20 protein-coding genes and 1 riboswitch are annotated in these 21,234 nt (G+C 59.3%); of the genes, 13 read left to right on the top strand and 7 right to left on the bottom strand.

The genetic code is table 11. From position 1 onward, the window contains the following. The first annotated feature begins 20 nt into the window (after nucleotides 1-20). The 4 genes from I1969_RS00760 (at nucleotide 21) to I1969_RS00745 (ending at nucleotide 4,742) form a co-directional block, all read left to right on the top strand. Entirely contained in the window at nucleotides 21-1,184 is a 1,164-nt protein-coding gene (locus I1969_RS00760; RefSeq protein WP_195232095.1) for a pyridoxal phosphate-dependent aminotransferase, read from the top strand. A gap of 201 nt (nucleotides 1,185-1,385) precedes the next feature. Then, nucleotides 1,386-2,336, top strand: a complete 951-nt coding sequence (locus I1969_RS00755) for an L-lactate dehydrogenase (protein ID WP_006234343.1) — start codon at nucleotides 1,386-1,388, stop codon at nucleotides 2,334-2,336. 129 nt (nucleotides 2,337-2,465) lie between these two features. Then, the gene (locus I1969_RS00750; protein ID WP_006234342.1) at nucleotides 2,466-3,626 is read left to right on the top strand and encodes a DUF2974 domain-containing protein; all 1,161 of its coding nucleotides are present in this window, start codon (nucleotides 2,466-2,468) and stop codon (nucleotides 3,624-3,626) included. 111 nt (nucleotides 3,627-3,737) lie between these two features. Beyond that, on the top strand, nucleotides 3,738-4,742 hold the full coding sequence (locus tag I1969_RS00745) for a nucleoid-associated protein (RefSeq protein WP_022094136.1): 1,005 nt from the start codon (nucleotides 3,738-3,740) through the stop codon (nucleotides 4,740-4,742). A gap of 256 nt (nucleotides 4,743-4,998) precedes the next feature. Here I1969_RS00745 and dapD read toward each other — a convergent pair whose 3' ends face one another. The 3 genes from dapD to dapA are packed head-to-tail and all read right to left on the bottom strand — an operon-like array spanning nucleotide 4,999 to nucleotide 8,800. Then, nucleotides 4,999-5,718 (bottom strand): 2,3,4,5-tetrahydropyridine-2,6-dicarboxylate N-acetyltransferase, encoded by a 720-nt coding sequence (dapD, locus tag I1969_RS00740; protein WP_082437754.1) that lies wholly within the window; start codon nucleotides 5,716-5,718, stop codon nucleotides 4,999-5,001. A 39-nt stretch (nucleotides 5,719-5,757) separates the two neighbouring features. Then, entirely contained in the window at nucleotides 5,758-6,498 is a 741-nt protein-coding gene (gene dapB, locus I1969_RS00735; protein WP_195232094.1) for a 4-hydroxy-tetrahydrodipicolinate reductase, read from the bottom strand. Then, nucleotides 6,491-8,800 carry a 4-hydroxy-tetrahydrodipicolinate synthase gene (gene dapA, locus I1969_RS00730; protein ID WP_195232093.1) on the bottom strand — a complete coding sequence of 770 codons (2,310 nt, stop codon included), beginning with the start codon at nucleotides 8,798-8,800 and terminating at the stop codon, nucleotides 6,491-6,493. The genes dapB and dapA overlap by 8 nt, the downstream gene beginning before the upstream one ends. A gap of 65 nt (nucleotides 8,801-8,865) precedes the next feature. Further along, a riboswitch (Lysine riboswitch) is annotated at nucleotides 8,866-9,034 on the bottom strand. A 144-nt stretch (nucleotides 9,035-9,178) separates the two neighbouring features. On the opposite strand from dapA, the gene I1969_RS00725 reads away from it, so the two are divergent. The 7 genes from I1969_RS00725 (at nucleotide 9,179) to I1969_RS00695 (ending at nucleotide 14,054) form a co-directional block, all read left to right on the top strand. Beyond that, nucleotides 9,179-10,366, top strand: a complete 1,188-nt coding sequence (locus I1969_RS00725) for an N-acetyldiaminopimelate deacetylase (RefSeq protein WP_229028174.1) — start codon at nucleotides 9,179-9,181, stop codon at nucleotides 10,364-10,366. A 102-nt stretch (nucleotides 10,367-10,468) separates the two neighbouring features. Next, a complete protein-coding gene (locus tag I1969_RS00720) occupies nucleotides 10,469-10,750 on the top strand; it encodes a type II toxin-antitoxin system RelE/ParE family toxin (RefSeq protein WP_195232091.1) in 282 nt (93 codons plus the stop codon). Continuing rightward, nucleotides 10,722-11,063, top strand: a complete 342-nt coding sequence (locus I1969_RS00715) for a HigA family addiction module antitoxin (RefSeq protein ID WP_195232090.1) — start codon at nucleotides 10,722-10,724, stop codon at nucleotides 11,061-11,063. The genes I1969_RS00720 and I1969_RS00715 overlap by 29 nt, the downstream gene beginning before the upstream one ends. Before the next feature lie 80 nt (nucleotides 11,064-11,143). Continuing rightward, nucleotides 11,144-11,413, top strand: coding sequence for a hypothetical protein (locus tag I1969_RS00710; protein WP_195232089.1), 270 nt, complete (start codon nucleotides 11,144-11,146; stop codon nucleotides 11,411-11,413). A 161-nt stretch (nucleotides 11,414-11,574) separates the two neighbouring features. After that, entirely contained in the window at nucleotides 11,575-12,120 is a 546-nt protein-coding gene (locus tag I1969_RS00705; RefSeq protein ID WP_195232088.1) for a DUF4352 domain-containing protein, read from the top strand. Between the two features lie 39 nt (nucleotides 12,121-12,159). After that, nucleotides 12,160-12,582, top strand: coding sequence for an XRE family transcriptional regulator (locus tag I1969_RS00700; RefSeq protein WP_195232087.1), 423 nt, complete (start codon nucleotides 12,160-12,162; stop codon nucleotides 12,580-12,582). 98 nt (nucleotides 12,583-12,680) lie between these two features. Continuing rightward, a complete protein-coding gene (locus I1969_RS00695) occupies nucleotides 12,681-14,054 on the top strand; it encodes a serine/threonine protein kinase (RefSeq protein WP_195232086.1) in 1,374 nt (457 codons plus the stop codon). Between the two features lie 37 nt (nucleotides 14,055-14,091). On the opposite strand, the gene I1969_RS00690 is transcribed toward I1969_RS00695, so the two are convergent. Together I1969_RS00690 and I1969_RS00685 are read right to left on the bottom strand one after the other, a co-directional pair. After that, nucleotides 14,092-15,225, bottom strand: a complete 1,134-nt coding sequence (locus I1969_RS00690; protein ID WP_117770125.1) for a coiled-coil domain-containing protein — start codon at nucleotides 15,223-15,225, stop codon at nucleotides 14,092-14,094. Between the two features lie 234 nt (nucleotides 15,226-15,459). Then, nucleotides 15,460-16,092, bottom strand: coding sequence for an MOSC domain-containing protein (locus I1969_RS00685; protein WP_271747924.1), 633 nt, complete (start codon nucleotides 16,090-16,092; stop codon nucleotides 15,460-15,462). A gap of 234 nt (nucleotides 16,093-16,326) precedes the next feature. Here I1969_RS00685 and I1969_RS00680 point away from each other — a divergent pair, with 234 nt between their 5' ends. Both I1969_RS00680 and I1969_RS00675 read left to right on the top strand, forming a co-directional pair. Beyond that, nucleotides 16,327-17,583, top strand: coding sequence for a carboxylate--amine ligase (locus tag I1969_RS00680; protein WP_195232085.1), 1,257 nt, complete (start codon nucleotides 16,327-16,329; stop codon nucleotides 17,581-17,583). 84 nt (nucleotides 17,584-17,667) lie between these two features. Then, complete coding sequence (locus tag I1969_RS00675; protein ID WP_229028173.1) at nucleotides 17,668-18,414, top strand: aspartate/glutamate racemase family protein; 747 nt, start codon at nucleotides 17,668-17,670, stop codon at nucleotides 18,412-18,414. A gap of 125 nt (nucleotides 18,415-18,539) precedes the next feature. On the opposite strand, the gene I1969_RS00670 is transcribed toward I1969_RS00675, so the two are convergent. Beyond that, nucleotides 18,540-19,286 (bottom strand): energy-coupling factor transporter transmembrane component T family protein, encoded by a 747-nt coding sequence (locus tag I1969_RS00670; protein ID WP_195232084.1) that lies wholly within the window; start codon nucleotides 19,284-19,286, stop codon nucleotides 18,540-18,542. Further along, on the bottom strand, nucleotides 19,279-21,030 hold the full coding sequence (locus tag I1969_RS00665; RefSeq protein ID WP_195232083.1) for an ABC transporter ATP-binding protein: 1,752 nt from the start codon (nucleotides 21,028-21,030) through the stop codon (nucleotides 19,279-19,281). Before I1969_RS00665 ends, I1969_RS00670 begins: the two co-directional genes overlap by 8 nt. Between the last annotated feature and the right edge of the window lie 204 nt (nucleotides 21,031-21,234).

Genomic DNA, 21,234 nt, shown 5'->3' with positions numbered 1-21,234 from the left:
TTATATCGAAAGGTGGCACCATGCAGGCATCGCAGCGTCTCGACCGCTTTGGCGCGGAGGTCTTCGCCTCGCTCAACAACAAGCTTCTCGCGCTGAAGGCTCAGGGCAAGACCATTTACAACATGAGCGTGGGCACGCCCGACTTTAAGCCGTACGACCACGTGGTCGAGGCGCTCACGCAGGCAGCCCAAGATCCCGAGATGTGGAAGTATGCCCTGCGCGACCTGCCCGAACTCAAGCAAGCCGTGTGCGATTACTATGAGCGTCGCTTTGGCGTTTCGGGCATTACGCCGTCTATGGTGCAGTCGTGCAACGGCACGCAGGAGGGCGTGGGCCATTTGGGCCTGGCCCTGCTCGATCCGGGTGACACCATTCTGGTTCCCGATCCGTGCTACCCGGTCTTTGAGGCGGGTGCCAAGATTGCCGATGCCAAGCTCGAGTACTATCCGCTGGTTGCCGAGCATAATTACCTGCCCTATGTGGAAGGCATCGATCCCGAGGTGGCCGATCGTGCCAAGTACATGATCGTGTCGCTGCCCGCCAACCCGGTGGGCTCGGTGGGCACGCCCGAGATCTACGAGGAGATCATCGCTTTTGCCCGCGAGCACGACCTGCTCATCGTCCATGACAACGCATACTCCGACATCGTGTTCGACGGCGAGCCGGGCGGCAGCTTCTTGCAGTATCCCGGTGCGCTTGAGGTGGGCGTGGAGTTCTTCTCGCTTTCCAAGTCGTTTAACGTCACCGGTGCCCGCATCGGCTTTTTGGTCGGTCGCGAGGATGTGGTCTCTGCCTTTGCCAAGCTGCGCAGCCAGATCGACTTTGGTATGTTCTTCCCGATTCAGAAGGCCGCCATCGCGTGCCTTAATGGCCCGCGCGATGAGGTCGAGGCGCAGCGTCTGAAGTACCAGGAACGCCGCGATGCCCTGTGCGACGGTCTTGAGGACCTGGGCTGGGAGCGTCCCAACGCGCATGGCTCTATGTTTGTGTGGGCCAAGCTTCCCGGTGGTCGCACCGATTCCATGGCGTTTTGCGAGGAGCTTATGGAGAAGGCCGGCGTTGTGGTGACGCCGGGCGCGAGCTTTGGCCCTTCGGGCGAGGGGCACGTGCGTATGGCACTGGTCCTGCCGCCCGATCAGATCGCTTTGGCTGTCGAGGCCATTCGCGAGGCGGGCCTGTATTAGAAACCTATTTCGACTCGTCAATAGCTCGAAACCGATTTCGTGCAGTTATTTTACGAATTCTGCAAACAATTTCGGTAAACGGTCGATTTTTGGCTGCGAATAGGAGCATAATCAAAGTCCCGATTGGATGTATTGGGATTACGGCAAGCCGCTCGGGTCGTTCCCGGGCGGCTTGTTTGTGGAGAGAGATGGGAGTTTCTAATGGTTAACGAGAAGAAGGTCGCTATTGTCGGTTGCGGTTTCGTCGGTTCGTCTTCGGCGTTCGCTCTGATGCAGAGCGGTCTGTTCTCCGAGATGGTCCTCATCGACGTGGACAAGAACCGCGCCGAGGGTGAGGCTCTGGATATCGCGCACGGCATGACGTTTGCCGAGCCGATGAAGATCTACGCCGGCGATTATTCCGATGTCGCCGACGCCGCCATGATCGTCGTCACCGCTGGCGCTGCCCAGAAGCCCGGTGAGACCCGCCTGGACCTGGTCAACAAGAACGTCAACATCTTTAAGTCCATTATCCCCGAGATTAAGAAGTCCGGCTTCGACGGCATTCTGCTAATCGTCTCCAACCCGGTTGATGTTCTGACCTATGCTGCCATCAAGATGTCCGGCCTGCCCGAGGGCCATGTCATCGGCTCCGGCACCGTGCTCGACACTGGCCGTCTGCAGCAGATGCTTGGTGCCCACGTCGAGGTTGACCCGCGCGACGTTCAGGCCTATGTCATGGGTGAGCACGGCGACTCCGAGTTTGTCGCTTGGTCCAGCGCCCAGGTTGCCGGCGTGCCGCTGAACACCTTCTGCGAGCTTCACGGCCACCTGGAGCATGAGGCTGCCGAGAAGCGCATCGCCGAGGACGTTAAGAACTCCGCCTACACCATCATCGAGAAGAAGCACGCCACCTACTACGGCGTCGCCATGGCCGTTAAGCGCATCTGCACCGCTGTTATGCGTGATGAGCAGACCGTTCTGCCCGTTTCCTCGCTCATGGTGGGCGAGTATGGCCTGTCCGATCTGGCCATCTCCATGCCGACGGTCGTTGGCCGCGACGGCGTCGTCTGCCGCGTCCCCGTGCCGCTGAACGATGACGAGCAGCATGAGCTCACCGCCTCCGCCAAGGCCCTCAAGGACATCATCGACAGCGTCGACTTCTCCTGCTAAATTCGGCTCGTTTGGGCAACAGGCTACAATGAAAGGCGTCCGGGCCACACGGTCCGGGCGCCTTTTTAGTGCGAGGGGGGGTCAGGTTACTTTGCACCACCCCAATGCACCATAGTTGATGGGAGGGCCATGTCGGATTCGCCTAATTTTTTGACCTATGCCCAGACGGCGTTTGATCCGTTTGAGGAACGGCCGTTCTGCGCGGTGGATAGCCTGGTCTTTGCGTGGTTGTCCTATTTGCGTTTGCCGGGTGATATGGCGGAGCTGACGAACTGGCAGGGCCTAGACGTACGCGAGCTGCTGCGCGCCGAGTGCTACCAAGACATGATTGGCGACCTGTGGGATCCGGAGGGGAGTCGTGCCCTGTTGGAGGCTGTGGCAGCAAGCCCTCGCTACCGTGGCGTTCGTGTTTGCGGCTATCGTAGCGTGAGTGATGCCGAGACAACGGAGCAGTTTGCGGCCATGACGTTCCGATTTCCGGCGGGGTTTAGCTATCTTGCCTTCCGGGGGACCGACAGCACGATTGTGGGCTGGAAAGAGGACTTTAACATGGCGTTCCGGTGTCCTGTGCCGGCCCAGGAATCCGCGGCGCGTTATGTAGACGAGGCGGCGGATGCGATTGACGGGCCGCTTTTGTGCGGAGGTCATTCCAAGGGTGGAAACCTTGCGGTGTACGGTGCGGCGATGTGCCCCGATGTCGCCCGTGAGCGAATCGAACGGGCGTATTCCCATGATGGTCCGGGCTTCGTCGAGGAGTTTCTGAGCGGCAACGCCTTCGCCGACCTATCCGGTCGAATCGACAAGACGCTACCTCGGTCGTCGATCTTTGGCATGATGTTCGAGACACAGGAGGACTATGCCATCGTTGAGAGCACCGAGTTCAGCCTGCTGCAACACAATCCCTTTAGCTGGGTGGTTGATGGTCGCGACTTCGTGTACTGTGAGCGCCTGTCCGCCGGTGCTCGATACGTTGATGGTTCCATTCGCGAGATGCTGCTTGCAGTGTCGCCTAACGAGCGCGAGCGTTTTGTAGATGCGTTGTTCTCCGTGCTTGAGGCTACGGGTGCTGAGCGGTTTGCGGATATCGCTGGGAATCTGCGCGAGAGCCTGCCCGTGATGCTCCAGGCTGCGCAAGGCTTTGACAAGGATACGCGACGCTTTGTCTCGCAGACTATCGTTGCGATTCTTAAGTGTGCGCTTCTGCCCAAACGTCCCCAGATCGACATGCCCGCTGCCGGCAAGAGCTTGGCAGAACAGCTCGAGGCTTGGCAGTCCGAGCTCCTGCGCTAACCATTGGTGCAAAGCAACCTGTCCCCGATGCACCAATCTTCGATGCGCCTGGGGCGGGATCGACCGCTATACTGGTTCGTGCCGAAATCGATCTAGAACGGAATGCCGTATATGAAAATCAATCACGCGATTCTGCATATCCTGGACTTTGACTCTGCCGTCAACGTTATGAGCCAGCGCGAGCTCGATATCGAGAGCCGCACCGTGCGTAATTTCGTAACCACGCACCTGCGGCGCGCTCGTACCTCGGCTGATAACAAGCGTGCCACGTTTGCCGAGAACTCCGCATTCGGCGGCGAGCTCAAGGGCTATTTCTTTGGTGAGCGTGAGTTCGTGGATCTGTCTCAGCAGATTGCGGAGTTCATCTCTTCCGAACTTACCAAGGCCGAGAAAGCCGAGTCCACTGACGTGCTTGTGGCGGACTTTGATGACGATGAGGATGCCCGCTGGTTTGCCGTGATGCTGCTGGGCTCCAAGCAGGCTTTTATGCACGAGGTGGGTCGCGAAGAGGGCGAGGTGCGCAACGACATTGCGCGCCACTACGCCATTCTGCCGAATCCCTCGCAAAAGGTGCCGAGCTATGCAATCGTGCGTGCAAGCACCATGGAGATCGGCTATGTGGATAAGAAGCGCAAGATTGCCGGCGAGGATCGCATGCTCATTCCCGATGGCCTGCTGCAGTGCGACACGGGGGTATCGGGCAAGGAGGTCATCGACACCGTGACGCGTGTGGTCGAGGAAGTCGCCGAGGAGCACGGTGCCAACACGGCTGTAGCACTCGCCAAGGTTAAGGCTGCTGTTGCCGAGAAAGTTGAGGATGACGAGGAACTGCCGCCTTGGGATATCGTCGATGAGGTCTTTGAGGACGAGCCGGTTATCAAGGAGAGCGTGCGCGCGGCACTGACTGAGGAGAAGGTGCCTGAGCGTGTGCCCGTGGAGCGCAAGCAGGTCGAACGCGCGGCCGTGCGCAACCACAAGATCCGTACCGACACGGGCATCGAGATCAGCTTCCCGGCCGAGATGGGTTCGAACTCCGAGTACATTGAGTTCGTCAACGAGCCCAACGGCCTCATTTCCATCGAGCTCAAAAATATCGGTAGCATCGAGAATCGATAAGTTGCGTTGCGCCTACAGCGAGAAAGCAAAGGCCGAAGCCCTTCGGGACTTCGGCCTTTTATGTTTTCGGCTTGGTTGCTGACATTGCGCCGCAGGTTGGGCATGCGTCAGCGAAAACGCCCCAGAGCGAGCAAGGTGACGTGAAAGAGGAGGGCATTGACCTTTTGGTCATGCCCGACGATTGAACGCCAGATTGCCGCTCTGGGGCGTTTGCAGCGTCGACTAGTTACGCGGTTTGGTGAAAACCGCGTAACTTCTACAGCTGGCGCAGGCCCTCTTCCAGGCCGGTCTTGCTGTCGGTCTTCTCGTCGCGCATCTTGATGACGCGGGCGGGAACGCCGGCCACGACGGCGCCGGCGGGGACGTCCTCGACGCACACGGCACCGGCAGCCACGACGGCGCCCTTGCCCACGCGCACGCCCTCCAAGACCACGGCGTTGGCGCCGATCATGACATCGTCCTCGATGATGACGGGCGTGGCGCTTGCGGGCTCCACGACGCCCGCCAATACGGTGCCGGCGCCGATGTGGCAGTTCTTACCCACGGTGGCGCGGCCACCCAGCACGGCGCCCATATCGATCATGGAGCCTTCGCCAATGACGGAGCCGATGTTGATGATGGCGCCCATCATGATGACGGCACGGTCGCCAATCTCGACGCGGTCGCGGATGATCGCGCCCGGCTCGATGCGGGCGTTGATGCCCTTAAGGTCGAGCATGGGCACGGCGGAGTTGCGGCAATCGTTTTCAACGTCGTAGTAATCGATAGAATCGGCGTTGGCGTCCAGGATGGCCTTAAGCTCATCCCAGTCACCAAAGACGGTCTTGCCACGACGACCGCCGTAGACATGTGCGTCGCCCCAGGCAACCTTCATGCCCGGCTTCTCGCGCACGTACAGCTTGACGGGCGTCTTTTTGGGCGCGGTGGCGATGTAGTTGATAATCTCCTGTGCATCCATCTCGGCTGCGTTGCTCATTTGCTATCTCTCCTTTGGGTGGATTCGGTTGATACCTGGTTAGGCAAACATGACCTGGTCGAACGTATAGAAGCCGGGTTCGCGGACGACGAGCTTCTGCGCGGCTGCCAGGGCGCCGTTGACAAAGATCTGACGGCTCGTGGCGCGGTGGGTGAGCGTGACTTCCTCGTCCTGGCCAAAGAAACCCACCTCGTGTACGCCAGCTACGGTGCCGCCGCGCATCGAGTGCATGCCGATCTCCTTGGGGTCGCGCGCTCCGCACATGCCCTCGCGGCCATAGACGGGGTGGTAGCCTGCCTCGGGTTCAGCTTCGACGACGGCGTCGAGCAGCAGCTTGGCGGTGCCACTGGGGGCGTCGACCTTTTGGTTGTGGTGAGCCTCGACAATTTCGCAGTCAAAGCCGGGCAGCTCACGCGTGGCCTGGGCCACTAGATGACGCAGGGCTGCGATGCCGATGGAATAATTGCCCGCGTGCATAACGCGGGTGTTCTGGCCCAGCTCGCGCAGACGATCCATCTGCTCGGGGGTGTAGCCTGTGGTGCCCGAGACCAGCGCCGCGCCCGTGCGCTCGACATAGGCGACGACGGCATCGAAGGTCACGACGTTCGAGAAGTCGATAATCACATCGGCAGCCGGTGCGTTCTCGAGTTCGCTCAAATCGAAGCCAATCTGGGCCACGATATCAAAAACGGGTTGACCGGCGGCGTCGACAACGCCCTCGGCGGTGGTGCGGATGAGCGAGCCCATGCGGCCCGTTCCCATAATGACAGTCTTAATCAAGCAGACCAGCTCCCTTCAGGGCATCGGTAAGTGCAGAGCGCGTGTCGTCTGCCATGGGGCACAGCGGCATGCGGTAGTTTGCCTCGATCATATCCATCTGAGCGAGCGCCTCTTTGACGGGGATGGGGTTGACCTCACTAAAGAGGGCATTGATGAGCGGCTGGCCGGCAATTTGGATATCGCGGGCACGTGCCACGTCACCGTCCAAATAGGCGCGGCACATGTCATGCACGAGCTGCGGCTGAACGTCTGCCCACACGCTGATGGTGCCCGAGGCGCCCAGGCTCATGAGCGGCACGGTAAGCGCGTCCTCGCCCGAGTACATGCGGAAGTCGTCTGACAGCAGGTGGGCGATCTTGGCCGCGTAGGCGACGTTGCCCGAGGCCTCCTTGATGCCCATGATGTTGGGGTGCGCGGCCAAGCGCTCTACGTTGCGCTCGCTGATACCGCAGCCGCAGCGGCCGGGGATGTTGTACAGGATGCAGGGGATGTCAACGGCATCGGCGACGGCCTTAAAGTGCTGATAGATACCCTCTTCGTTGGACTTGTTGTAGTAGGGGGTAATGAGCAGCAGGCCGTCGGCTCCCAAGCCCTGGTAAGTAAGCGACTTGGTGAGCATGGTCTGCGTGGAGTTGGAGCCCGAGCCGGCGATGACGGGGACGCGTCCTGCAACATGCTTGACCACGGCGGCGACGACGGAGTTGTCCTCGTCATCGGTCATCGTGGCGCTCTCACCGGTGGTGCCCAGGGTGAGAATGGCGTCGGTGCCATTTTGCAAGTGGAAATCGATAAGGCGCTCGAGCGCGTCAAAGTCGACACTGCTGTCCTTTTTAAACGGCGTAACCAGGGCGACGATTGAGCCCTCGAGATTGCGGATGTCCATGTTCTTCTCCTTCGCCTCCGCGATCTGGATGCGTTTGTTCCATTGAGCTGCGACTGCCAGGCGCTCGTCTTCGGCGCGACGGCGGGCACTTTCGGCGCGCGACTTGGCCAGCAGCTCTCGGCCGCACGGCAGCACGTCGAGCGTGGCAAAGTAATCGCCCGGGCGCTCGGCGCGGCGGATGAGGTCGGCCGCGCCATCGGGGCGCAGCAGGACCTCGGCCGAGCGCAGCCGTCCGTTGTAGTTGTAGCCCATGGAGTAGCCATGCGCACCGGTATCGTGGATTACAAGCAGGTCACCCATGTCGATATGCGGTAGCTTGCGATCGATAGCGAACTTGTCGTTGTTCTCGCACAGATTGCCCGTAATGTCGTACGTGTTTGTGACCGGTGCTACGGTCTTGTCGGCGCCACCCGGCTGGCCCATCACCGTAATGTGGTGGTAGGCGCCATACATGGCAGGGCGAATCAGATCGACGGCGCTTGCGTCGACACCGATATAGTTCTTGTAGATCTGCTTCTCGTGGATGGCCTTGGTGACCAGGCAGCCGTAGGGGCCCATCATAAAGCGGCCCATCTCGGTGCAGATGGCCACATCGCCCATGCCGGCAGGAACCAGGATCTCGTCGTATGCCGTGTGTACCCCCTCGCCGATGGCGTGAATGTCGTTGGCCTGCTGTTCGGGCAGATAGGGGATGCCGACGCCGCCGGACAGATTGATGAAGGCGACGTGTGCGCCGGTCTTGCGCTCCAGGCGCACGGCAAGCTCAAAGAGGATGCGCGCAAGCTTGGGGTAGTAGTCGTTGGTGACGGTGTTGCTGGCAAGGAATGCGTGGATACCAAAGTCCTCGGCACCCTTGACCTTTAGCATGCGGAAGGCCTCGAAGAGTTGCTCGGTGGTCATGCCGTATTTGGAGTCGCCGGGGTTATCCATGATGCCATTGGAGAGCTGGAACAGGCCACCCGGATTAAAGCGGCAGCTGACCGTCTTGGGAATGGGCCCCGCAACGCGCTCAAAGAACTCAATGTGGCTGATGTCATCAAAGTTGACGATGGCTCCCAGCTTGTCGGCGAGCTCAAAGTCCGCCGCCGGCGTGTCGTTGGACGAGAACATGATGTCATGTCCCGTAATGCCCAGCGAGCGGGCGATCATGAGCTCGGTATAGCTCGAGCAATCGCAGCCGCAGCCGTATTCGTTGAGAATGGAGATGAGCGCCGGGTTGGGATTGGCCTTGACGGCAAAGTATTCCTTAAAGCCCGGGTTCCATGCAAAGGCGTCGCGCACTTCTTGCATGTTGCGGCGGATGCCCGCCTCGTCGTATAGATGAAACGGCGTGGGGAACTGCTCGACGATATGCTCGAGCGTCTCCTTGTCCACAAACGGCTGCTTGGCCGCATATGCCTCGTTGGGGGTCAATGCCATGTCCCGTAAACCTCGCTATCCAGACGGCGCCATCTGCGCATCGAATCCGCATAACGTGGACCCAATGTCCGGATAGCGCTCCCGCATTGCTGCAGACAGTCCTGCGGGTGTTTCCCGCAGGCCCACCAGGCTGTTCGTGCCCGAAATGCCCAGTTCGGCGGGTTTCGCCTCCCCGCAGGGTCAAAGTCTGCCGACTCGCCCGCGGCTCTTCGTGCCCGCGCCTCTATCAAGTGGTAAAGACCCTACCACGTTGCACTTTACCAAACAAGAGTATTCGTATATAACGTTTAAAAAATGCAGCATCATGCTAGAAACAAGGGTGCCACAATCCTGCGTCACAATAGGTGTCAATCGAGTCGTCTCATGAAAGGAATCCCTATGACCGAGCTCCAAGAACTCCGTCGTTATCGTCGCGACTTGCACCGCATTCCGGAGCTCGACTTCGATCTTCCGCAAACCATCGCCTATATCGAGGGCGTGCTCGCTCCGCTCGCCTGCGAGGTGACCCATCCGTGTCCCAGCTGCGTCTGCGCTTTCTTCGACGCTGGTGTTGGTGCCGTGCATGCCACGGCGATTCGCGCCGATATGGATGCGCTGCCCATTGCCGAGGCAACGGGCGCGGCCTTTGCCTCGACGCATCCCGGCAAGATGCATGCTTGCGGACACGATGGACACATGGCCATGGCGCTTGCGGCGGCAACCTTTGTCGACCGTACGATCCGTGAGCGGCCGGGCGCCATTAAGCGCAACGTGCTCTTTGTGTTTCAGCCGGCCGAGGAAACGACCGGTGGCGCCAAGACAGTGTGCGAGAGCGGCGTATTCGAGCGCTATGGGGCAGATCGCATCTTTGGCTTCCATGTATGGCCCGATTTGCCCGCCGGCACGTTGGCGAGCTGCTCCGGTCCGTTGCTGGCGCGTTCGAGTGAGACACACATTCATATTCACGGGACGAGCATCCATATCGCCAAGACCTATGGCGTTCCGGTCGAGGAGTCGCACGATGCGGCGCTGGCGGCTGCCAAGTTCTTGGTTTCCGAGCGCGAGCTCATGGACGAGTTGGGTGTCGACGAGCCCTGCATTGGTAAGTTCGGCCTGCTGCAGGCCGGCACCGTCTGCAATGCGGTGGCGGGGGAGGCCCATGTTGCCGGCAGCCTACGTGTGTTTACGGACGACATGTTCGACCGGGCGCGCGAAGGAGTGCGCCGCGTGCTGGACGATGCCTGTGCCGCAACGGGCTGCACGTATGATCTCGACTTTGCCGAGGGCTATCCGCCAGTCGATAACGACCCCGAGCTGTTCGCCCACATTGCGCCTGCCTTGTCCGAGCTGCAACTTGTGGACGAGCCGCTGCTAATCGCCGAGGATTTCGCGTTCTATCAGCGCCATCTGCCGGGCGTGTTTTTCTTGCTGGGCACGGGCGTGCCAGAGGGACAAGAAAACCCGATCGACGCTGATGGCTGCCCAGCCTATGCCACAAGCGCTCTGCATACCGATAGCATGCTCTTCGACGAGGAAATCCTACTCAAAGGCCTCGATGTCTACAAACGATTGCTTTTGCTTGACTAAGGCGTGAAGGAGTATTTGTTCTAGAAAACACGAACAAACGTACGATATAATAGAGATGTAAGTCTATAGAAACGTTTGACGTTACTAACGTAAGGCGATACTATGATTGCATCGTATAAAGATGAGGATACCGAACGCTTTGCCATGGGTATGCGGGTCAGGAGGTTCGTGCCCTTTGAGCGTGTTGCGTTGAGGAAGATTCGCCAACTGCAGGTTTGTGCTTCGCTTGATGATCTTCGCGTTCCACCGGGCAACCGCCTGGAAGCTTTGAAGGGCGATCGTGCCGGTCAATATAGCATCCGTGTTAACGAGCGCTATCGGGTCTGCTTTGAGTGGAGACAGGAGATGGCTTGGAATGTCGAAATCGTCGATTATCACAAGTGATGAGCCTTCGGCCGATTTGTTGTCGCCGGTGACTCCTGGTGAGCTTCTCAAAGAGGAGTTTCTTGTTCCCATGGGCATTTCTCAATATCGCCTTGCGAAAGAGACCGGGATTCCGGCTCAGCGTATCGGGCAGATTGTCTTGGGAAAACGTCGCGTGACGGCCGACACCGACCTCCGTCTTTGCCGTTATTTTGGCCTGACGGATGGTTATTGGCTGCGCGCTCAGGTGGCGTTTGACCTTGAGGCCGAGAAAAGGCGGATTGAACCGGAACTCGATAAGATCGTTCCTGTTCAGCAGGCCATCGCACTGTAGTGCTCAAAGATGATGGGGGGGTGGCGATGAGGCGATGCCGACAGTCTTCCGTATATAGTCCGGGTGGATGCGGGTGCGGTTTGCTACTGCTTCCGGTCATCGCTGTGAGCATTGGCGTGATGTTTGTGCTTGCTGGGCTGGCTACGGCGGCACTCGTACTGTTTATCACTGCTATCGGCGTGACGATTTGGCTTTATCGCAGTCGTGAGCAGCGCCGCGCCGACGGTAAGACCAATGTAGGATGGATTGCCTTTTTGGTCATCGCCTACCTGCTGAGCATCAGCTATTTGGCCTTCTTTATCCTGTTGCTTGTGAGCACCTTTACCGGGGAATCCGTCACGGTGGGTTGATGCACTGCCAGCAGACGGTTGCGCAAAGTGCGTTTGCTCGGCGTTTGGATAACTGCATTGGCCGTTTACCGCAGCCTTAGCTCTCAGCTAATGAATTCAAGTTTAATCCTTCCTACGATGTGCTGTGTGCCGGCACGGTAGCCGGATCGTAGGAAGGATGCATGATGAAAAAGCTTGAAAACGAAGTGCTGCTGAGCCGTCGCGCTGCACTGGGCGCATTCGCCACCGTCGCCTTGGGGACTGCCGGTCTTCTTACCGGTTGTGGTAGCGATAAGGCGACCGTCACCGAGGACGCTGGCGATGGCGACAAGAAGGAAGAGGCGAAGAAGGAAGAGCAGTCTACGACTGACCTGGCGGTTGGTGCGACGGTGACCACGGCTGCCGGTCTTTCCGTCGTTGTCGATTCCGTCCAGCCCGGCCTCACAAATTATGACGGTTCGACCATGACGGGCATTCACGTCACGTACGTCAACAATGGTGATGAGGGCGCAGATTACAACATCTACGACTGGAAGGGCGAGGACGCCAACGGCGCTCAGCAGAATCAGGGTTACTACAGCGAGGGCTCCGATGAGCTGCAGTCTGGTACCCTTGCCGCTGGTGGCTCTGTGGCGGGCAATATCTACTTTGATGGCGATATCAAGAAGGCACTGTATTTTGCCAACATGTTTGATAAGTCTACCACTGCAAGCTGGGTGTTGGCCTAGCATGTCGCTACCGTTGCGCCGTATGGGAGGTGAAGTCGTATGCCCGATAAAAAGTTGACTGACGAGTTACTCAATGAACTTCTCGACGCGCCGAACATCGATGGCTATATCAGGGAGCACGACTTTGCCGCCCCGTCGCTTTCGGACTACCTGAAGCAGCTACTGCAGGAAAAGGGCTTGGAGCGCTCGCGCGTGGTCCGTATGGCTGATCTCAATGAGACCTTTGGCTATCAGATCTTTGCCGGTGCGCGTCATCCGAGTCGCAATAAGGTGCTGCAGATTGCCTTTGCGACGGCGCTGACGCTCAAAGAGGCCAACCGTGCACTGACGGCTGCCGGCGCAAGCGTCCTTAACTGCAAGGATCGCCGTGATGCGATTATCATCTTTTGCATCGATCGCGGGTGTAGCCTCCAAAAGGTCAATGAAGAGCTGTATCGCTTTGGCGAGGAAACGGTGAGTTAGCGGCTGATATCTGAGCCGGCGGAGCTGCCGAACAAGGATGCAAACGAACGGGGCGCGGATGCCATGGGGCGTCTGCGCCCTGCGCTATGATGGAGGCTATGGATACTCAGACCCCAACATATTTCGATGACGAGCTGACCGCAGCGCTTGCCGAGCACCTGGCGTCGCTCGATCGCGACGACAGCTATCGCGTGGAGCGTGTACTTAAGCGCTCGTCCGTTGAAACAACCGAGCTCGTGTACTTTGAAGGAACCGGCGGTGGTTCGCTCGGCCCCTTTGTCCGTAAACGCATCGATGCTTCGGCTCAAATCGGCGGGGCATACGAGCGTCTGTTTGCCGCCCAGCGGGCAGGCAGGCGTTTTGAGCACCTGCCCAGAATCGTCGATTGTCGTCGTGTGGGCGACGAGCTCAACGTGGTTATGGAATACATCGAAGGGGAGACACTCGGGGCGCTGGTGGACCGTCTGGGAGCCACTCCCGATTATGTGCGTGAATTGTATCCTGCCCTATGCGATGCCGTGGGCGAGCTCCACGCCGGTTTTGCAATGGCGGGGGAGACGCCGGCGCCGGTGATCCATCGCGACCTCAAGCCGTCGAATATCATCGTGACAGGTGCCAACTATACGCTTGATGACGGCCTGACATTTTCATCGCTGGTGATTATCGACTTGGGAATCGCCCGCGTATGGCGCGATGGCGCCGATGCCGACACCGTCAAGTTCGGCACGCGACCCTATGCGCCGCCCGAGCAGTACGGGTTTGGGCAGACGAGCGTGCGCAGCGATGTCTACGCACTTGGCGCCCTGTTGTTCTTCTGCTTGACGGGAGTCGACCCTAAACCAGGGCTCGACATGCGCGAGCAATGCGAGGCGCGCGGCATTCCCACTCCACTTGCCGATGTCATCTGCATGTCGATGGCGCTTGACCCGGCCAAACGTTTTGCGAGTGCGGAAGCGTTGGGACGGGCGACGCGCGCGGCATACGACCTGAGTCGCCCCGTGCGGCCTCCTGCGCCTGTCCGTACTCCGGCATCGGAGACGGTGTTGACGCCCCAAGGGCTCAAGAACCCCACAGGGCATCCTGGGCCTGCCGCCTCCGCTGCATGCGGTCTGCTCTCTCGCGTTCCGGAGTCTCTGGGGCGCATTTGGAATACACTCGTCTGCTTTTCGCTGCTTGTGTTCTTTGCAGGAAGTCACTTTGCCGTCTTTCACCCCACGGGAGCAAACCAAAGCTACCCGACGTGGCTTCTCGTAATCGAGTATTTTATCTTTGTCGATGGCCTTATGGTGCTTATGCATTTTGCGCTGCTCGATAAGCGCCGTCTTCGTCGGCGATTCGCATTGCTCGACAGCTATCGCGGCAAGAAGCTCGCGAAGCTCTTGCTCAAGGCATTGGGTGTGCTGCTCCTATGCATGATCGTCATAGTCGCGGTTGCCAATGCGACCGGCGTCGTCGATACCTCCGCTACCTAAAAGAAAAGGGCCCCATTGGGGCCCTTTGCAGTTGCACTTAGATGCGGTTCATCTGAGCGGCGACTTTGTTGTACCAGTCCTGCCACGTGGGCGGGCAGTACTTTTTGGCCGCTGCCGGGGTAAGGGTGGAGCCGTAGTTGGCGCCCAGATAGGCAACGTGAGCGGAGATGCCCTCGCTCCAGCTGCCAAAGCTGCGCCAACCGCCGCCACGTGCACTCCAGCCCCAGGCGTTGTAAGAATTGGCGCAATAAGCACCCTTGGTGCTCTCGATGCAGGCGATGGCGGGGGACCAACGGGGGTCGACACCGGTATTCCAAGCGGCGACGGCAAAGTTATAGCCCTGGCCTGCCATGGGGGAGCCGGCGAGATAATTGTCGATGCGGCTCGTCCACTCATTAATGAACGAATCGTAATCGGAGCTACCGGTATTGGCGTTGTTCACCGTGGTGTCGATGGTGGTGTTGGTGTTGGTGGCCTGGCTGCTGGAATTGCTGCCGCTTACGCCCTCGCCCGAGAGCTTTTCGGCGGCAGCGGCCTTATCGGCCTCAAGCTTGGCAAGCTCGGCGGCATTTTCCTGCTCGGCTTTTGCCTGTGCCTCGCTGCGGAGCTGCTGGGCCTGCGCCAGCGCATCCTCGGCGTTTTTCTGCTCCGCCTCAAGCTGAGACTTGGCCTGCTGGAGCTCGGCCTTGTTCTGCTCGAGTTCGGTTTGCATATTATTGAGCTCTTCGATCTCGTCGACGCTCGAGCTCGTGATCTGGTTGGTGTATTTGCAGGTCGTGATGAACTCACCCAGGCTCTGCGCGTTGACCAGGAAGCTCACGATGGGGTTAGTGCCCTTCTGGTACTTGTACAGATCGCGCATGGCGGAGCTTGCCTTGGCCTGCTGCTCGGGAAGCTTAGCCTCGATTTCCTCGATGCTTGCCTCATTGGAGTCAATCTGCTTTTGTAGGTCATCGAGCTTGGTGCGGGCGTCGTTGTAGGCGCTCGTAGCGGCTTCGATCTTCTGCTGGGCTGCGGAAAGCTGGTCCTGCGTTGCCTGCGAGGCGGCATACGCCGCAACGGGGGAGAGCATCGGCGTGGCCGTCAGCGCAACGGCGAGCGCGGCGCTCGTGATGATACGAGCCGGCTTCGACGCAATGAGCGCTGCGGTGCGATGATTCGAATGCTGCATCCAGTCCCTCTGCAATCAATCGTAGGTTATGGTTCGAACGGTATTCTACTACTGCTTTCGACCTCAACTTGAACCTTAAAGGTCCCAAAGGGTCAAGTTGAACTTGAGGCTTTGGCTTTGACCTGCAGTTATGATGAATTGTTGAGAAACCATAGAGTTCAACTTTAACGTTACAGAGCCCTGTTTGAGAGGAGTTTTGGGCTGTAAAAGCCATCTCAACGTGGGGTTTTATAACTACAGCGTGCCCTTCTGGCGAGCCCGCTCAATCTCTTCGAGGGCCTCGGCGGGGGTGAACGAACAGGTGCCGTCGCCGAGTTTGATTACCTGGATATCGTCGCCGGCGTAGACCTCTCCGCCCTTTAGTACCACGCCGAAAACGCCCTCGTGGGGAAAGATGCAGTCGCCGGCGAGATAGTAGATGGCGCAGCGTGTGTGGCAGGCCTTGCCGATTTGGCTGATTTCGACAAGCACCTCGCTGCCAAGCTTGAGCTGCGTGCCCAAGGGGAGCGAGAGTAGATTGATGCCTTGCGTGGTGAAATTCTCCCCAAAGTCACCCTGGCGCACATCGAGTCCGCGGGCCTGCGCCGTCTGGATGGACTCTGCGGCCAAAAAGGAAACCTGACGGTGCCAATGCCCGGCGTGTGCGTCGGAGGCGAGGCCAAATTGCTCTATAACGGTGTCGTGTCCATCGGCGACGGGCGACTTGCGTGTGCCCTTGTGCGCCGACGTGTTGATTGAGACGATGCGGGCGGGCCTGTCGTAGGCGTCGTTTGCCGTGCGTAGGGGAACGGCCGTTTGTGCGCGTTCCTCCAGCTCTCGTTTCGCGGCATTGAGGATGGGGTTATCGGTCGGATGGTCTTGGGGCACGTGCGCGCCTTTCGTTTGAGGATGTCAATACGCTGAATCCTACAACAATGGTAGGTTCATTGCCCATTGTCATACAACGGTGAGCGCCGTCTTCGTGTTGGCCTTCGTGCTGGACGATTACGTCGATTGCCATAGATACGGTGGAGCTTTGGGCACCGGCGGTTTGGCACGCTAGAATAAATCAGTTGCGCAAAGACCGCCCGTTGTGTGGGCAGTTCATGATAGGAAGTTTCCATGGCATTGCAGTTTACAGAGCGCGAGTTTATTCCCGTGCTGCTCGGTGGCGACATCAACGCCTATTCGGTGGCGCGCGCCTTCTATGAGGAGTACCAGGTCAAGAGTCTGGTCTTTGGCAAGTACCAGACGGGTCCCGCGTACCGCAGCCAGATTATCGACTACACGCCCAACGTGGATATCGATACCATGCCCGTGATGCTCAGGATCGTCAACGGCATTGCCCAAGCGCATGCCGATAAGACGATTGTCCTTGTGGGCTGTGGCGATAACTATGTTGCCCTCGTGGCTCAGGCCAAGGATGCCCATGAGTTGGCGGATAATATCGTCGCGCCTTACGCTCCCTATAGCATGCTTGAGCAGTGTCAGAAGAAGGAGATCTTCTACGAGCTGTGCGAGAAGCATGGCGTGCCCTATCCGCATACCTTTACCTTCACCATGGCGATGCTGAACGCCCAAGGCGAGGCGCCTGCCGAAGTACTCGACCAGATCGATTTTCCCTACCCGATGATTCTGAAGCCTTCTGACGGCATCATGTGGTGGCAGCACGAGTTCGAGGGCCAGAAAAAGGCTTATGAGATTGCCGACCGTGCCGAGCTGGAACAGGTCATTCGCGACTCGTATGCCAGCGGCTACACCGACGACCTGATCTTGCAGGATCGCGTGCCCGGCAACGACGAGTACATGCGCGTGCTCACCAGTTATTCCGACCGTAACGGCAAGGTGCGCATGATGTGCCTGGGTCACGTGCTGCTCGAGGAGCATCAGCCTCACGGTGTCGGCAACCACGCCTGTATCATCACCGAGCCCAATGACGAGCTCATGGGCGGCGTGCGCAAGTTGCTCGAGGACCTTCACTTTGTGGGCTATTCCAACTTTGACGTTAAGTACGACGAGCGCGACGGCTCGTTTAAGTTCTTCGATTTCAACACGCGCCAAGGTCGCAGCAACTACTACGTCACTAACAGCGGCTTTAACGTTGCCAAGTATGTGGTGGACGAGTATGTGTTCAACCGCCCGTTTGAGCCGGAGTTTGTGACGGCGCAGGACGAGGCACTGTGGATGGTCGTCCCCATGGGCGTCGTCGACAAGTACGTCAAGGATCCCGAGCTGCGCGCTAAGGTGCATCGCCTGGACAAGGAAGGCAAGGGCGCCGACCCTTCGTTTATGAAGGGCGACTTTGTCTTTAACCGCTGGCTGCGCATGTGGCACACCAAGCTGCGCCACTTTAAGCTGTTCAAGACGTATTACAAGTAGATGAGTGCGGCGCCCGTCCGGTTTACATCGGGCGGGCGCGGGTATGATACGCGCAATTGCGCAAGCGTCACCAAGGAGGCGGCGATGGAAAAGCTGGGAGTTATCGGCGGCATGGGCGCCGAGGCCACGTCGTATTACTACGACCAGGTAGTGCGTCATACGGCTGCTGCCTGCGATCAGGAACATATCGACATGGTGGTGCTCTCCAAGTCGACCATGCCCGACCGCACGCTTGCCATTAAGACCGGCGAGCATGCCAAGCTGCTGGCGACCATGAAAGAGTGTGCCCAGGCACTCGAGTCGCTGGGCTGTGCGCACATTGCCATTCCCTGCAACACGTCACACTACTTCTACGACCAGATCCAGTCGTTTACGAAGGTGCCGATTATCCACATGCCGCGCGAGTCGGTTCGCTATGCCCTTGCTGGTGCGGTGATGGGGGAGTGCGAGTTCGACCCCAACCTGAGTATGCCGGCCGAGCCGGTGCGCAAGATCGGCATCATGGGCACCGACGGAACCGTGGGCGCGGGCGTCTACGGCCGCGAATGCGAGGCTGCGGGTGTTGAGGTCGTCTATCCCAGCGAGAAACGTCAGAACGATGTGATGTCGCTTATCTACGATGATGTGAAGGCCGGACGTGAGCCCGATATGGATAAGTTCGACCGCGTGATGTGGGAGTTCGCCCGTAGCGGCTGCGACCGCGTCATTCTGGCCTGCACCGAGCTCTCGGTGCTGCAAAAGTACCGAGAGATGCCCGAGATTACCCTTGACGCCATGGACGTCCTGGTGCGCGAATCCATCATCCGTAGCGGCGCTCCCTACCGCCTCTAGCTTCCGACCCGCCAAAAAGGGACAGGTTAATGTTGGTAGGTTTTATCTGGTGAAACAGTAAAGGCCTCGGCTCGTTTGGTGCGAGCCGAGGCCTTTTGCGTTGGGCGGTTGCTGTCGGTGGTGAACTAGAACAGGAAGCCGATGGCGATGAGGGCGATGCTGACGATGAGTACGGCGATGTCCAGGCCCTTGATGGGGTAGCGCTTGTACGAGCTGGCGCGCGTACGCAGATAGAAGCCGCGCTGTTCTGCCGCCAAGGCTGTGGCATCGGTCTTGCCCACGCTCGAGATGAGCAGTGGCACACACAGTGGCAGCATGAGCTTAAGCTTCTTGATGGGGTTCTTGGTGTCGTACTCGACGCCGCGTGCGGTCTGCGCCTCCATGATGGCGTTCATCTCCTGACCAAACACCGGCACAAAGCGCAGCGCCGTGGTAAAGGTGAAGGCATAGCGATACGGCACGTGCAGCACCTCGACGCAGGCGTTGGCAAGGTCGTTGAGCTTGGTCACCATGAGCATGAGGATGAGTGGTAACGCCACGCCCAGCAGGCGCAGGCAGGCCTTCGATCCTGTGATGAGACCCGTGTCGGTGATAAAGTTCCACACCACGTTGCCATCGCGCATAAAGGCCAGCTGGAGCACCAGCATGATAAGCGCGAGCGGAATCAGCAACTTGAGCAGCGAGAGCAGACGGTCGATGACACCGGCATAGGCACCCAGCGCAAGGGTGAGTGCCAAAAAGCCCAACAGCGCCACGTAGGTGTCGGACAAGAAGATGCCGACGATGATGGCGGCGGCGAGGCCCAGTTTGACGACGGGGTTCAGGCGATGCAGTAGCGTATCGCCCGGCATGTAGTCGATGACGTTAACCACGGTGGACCATCTCCTTGGTAATTCGAACGACATCGGTGACCTCGCTCACCTGCGCAAAAGCGGGCGAGACGGAAGATGCCAGACGGCGCGAGAGTTCAATAACCTGGGGAGGCTCCACGTAGGCACGCCGCATGAGATCGATGTTCGAGAATAGCTCGTGCGTGCGGCCGCGGTCGAGGATGCGACCGTCGGCCATTACCACAATGCGCTCGGCAAAATCCGAGACGACTTCCATATCGTGGCAAACCATGATAACGGCGCAACCGCGCTCGGCCATGGTGCGCACCGTTTCCATGACGGTCATGCACTCGCGGTAATCAAGGCCGCTCGTGGGCTCGTCGAGCACGACGATCTTGGGCTCAACCACTACGACGGAGGCAAGCGCCACCATTTGTCGCTGACCGCGCGAGAGCGAGAAGGGCGCCTCGTCGGCCGGCAAGCCAAAGCGGTCGATGACGAGTTGGGCACGACGCAGAGCCTCGGCACGGTCCATGCCGCCAAGCTCCAAGCCAAAGGCGACCTCGTCGAGCACGGTGTCCTTGCAGATCTGGCGGTCGGGGTTTTGGAAGAGGGTCGCGACCTCGCGAGCGATGCGGCTCGTGGGAACGGCTGCGGTATCCAGTCCCGTGACGCGCACGCTGCCCGAGGCGGGCTTAAGCAGGCCTGTGAGCAGTTTGGTGAGCGTGGTCTTGCCGGCGCCGTTTTGGCCGACGATGCCCACGAGCTCGCCAGGATAGAGCGTCAGGCTAAGGTCGTGTACGGCGGCTCCGCCATTGGGATAGGCAAACTCAACATGGTCGAAGGTGAGTACGGGTTCGGCGTCCTTGGCATGAGGACGCAACGACGGTGCATGCGGGGAACCGGCGGGCGCCTGGGCTTCGATAGCCGCGTGTGCGGGGTCGACGATGCCCGAAATCAGGCGCTCGGCCTCATCGACATCCAAGCAGGGGGTGCCGCTTACCAGGCCATCGGCCTGGAGGCTATTGAAGATACGCGTGACGCGAGGGCAGTCGACGCCGATGGCACGGAGCTCGTCGGTATGCGCGAAGACCTCGTGTGGCTCGCCCTGCAGCGCGATTTCGCCATGATTGAGCACGAGCACGCGGTTGCAGTACTCCGAAAGCAGGGCGACCTTTTGCTCAACGACGACGATGGTGATGCCGAGTGCACGGTTGGCCTCACGCAGGGTCTCGAAAACCAGCGTGGAGCTGGCGGGGTCGAGTGCCGCGGTGGGCTCGTCGAGAACCAAGACGCGCGGACGCATGGCGAGGATGGCGGCGATGGCCACTTTTTGCTTCTGTCCGCCCGAGAGGGTGGCGATCTCGCGGTCGCGCAGGTCGCTGATGCCGACGGTCTCGAGCGTTTCGCTCACGCGCTGCTCGATCTGGTCGTGGGGAACGCCAAAGTTCTCGAGGCCAAAGAGCATCTCGTCCTCGACGACCGAAGCGACCATCTGCGTGTCGATATCCTGCAGCACACTGCCGACGATTTGCGAGACGTCGGTGAGCGAGACTTCGCAGGTGTCGTGGCCGTCGACCATGACGGACCCAAAGAACGTGCCGGTGTAGTGGTGGGGCACGGCACCCGACAGGCAGGCGGCAAGCGTGGACTTGCCGGCGCCCGAGGGCCCGATGATGCCGATGAAATCTCCCTTGTTCACGCTGAGCGAGATGTGGCTGAGCGCCTGCTCGGTCTGCGTGCCATAGGAGAACGAGACATCGTCGACGTTGATGATCGTTTCCATGGATACCTTTCATAGTCATTGGGGACAGTCTTAAATGACCAGTTGTTTAAGACCGTCCCAAAAAAGTTCGTTGTTTGGGACGGTCTTTGGTGGTGAAGCACGGAGACGGCTTTACGAGGGGGCCCAGGTTGGCGCGAAAGAGGAGCGAAGCGTACTTGGGTACGCGAGCGACGAATGAACGCCAAGATGGGGTGGCTCGTAAAG

The organism is Collinsella aerofaciens (genome assembly GCF_015548375.1).
GTDB lineage: Bacteria > Actinomycetota > Coriobacteriia > Coriobacteriales > Coriobacteriaceae > Collinsella > Collinsella aerofaciens_AB.
The sequence above is the reverse complement of the archived record's forward strand: the minus strand, read 5'-3'. Positions and strand labels throughout refer to the sequence as shown.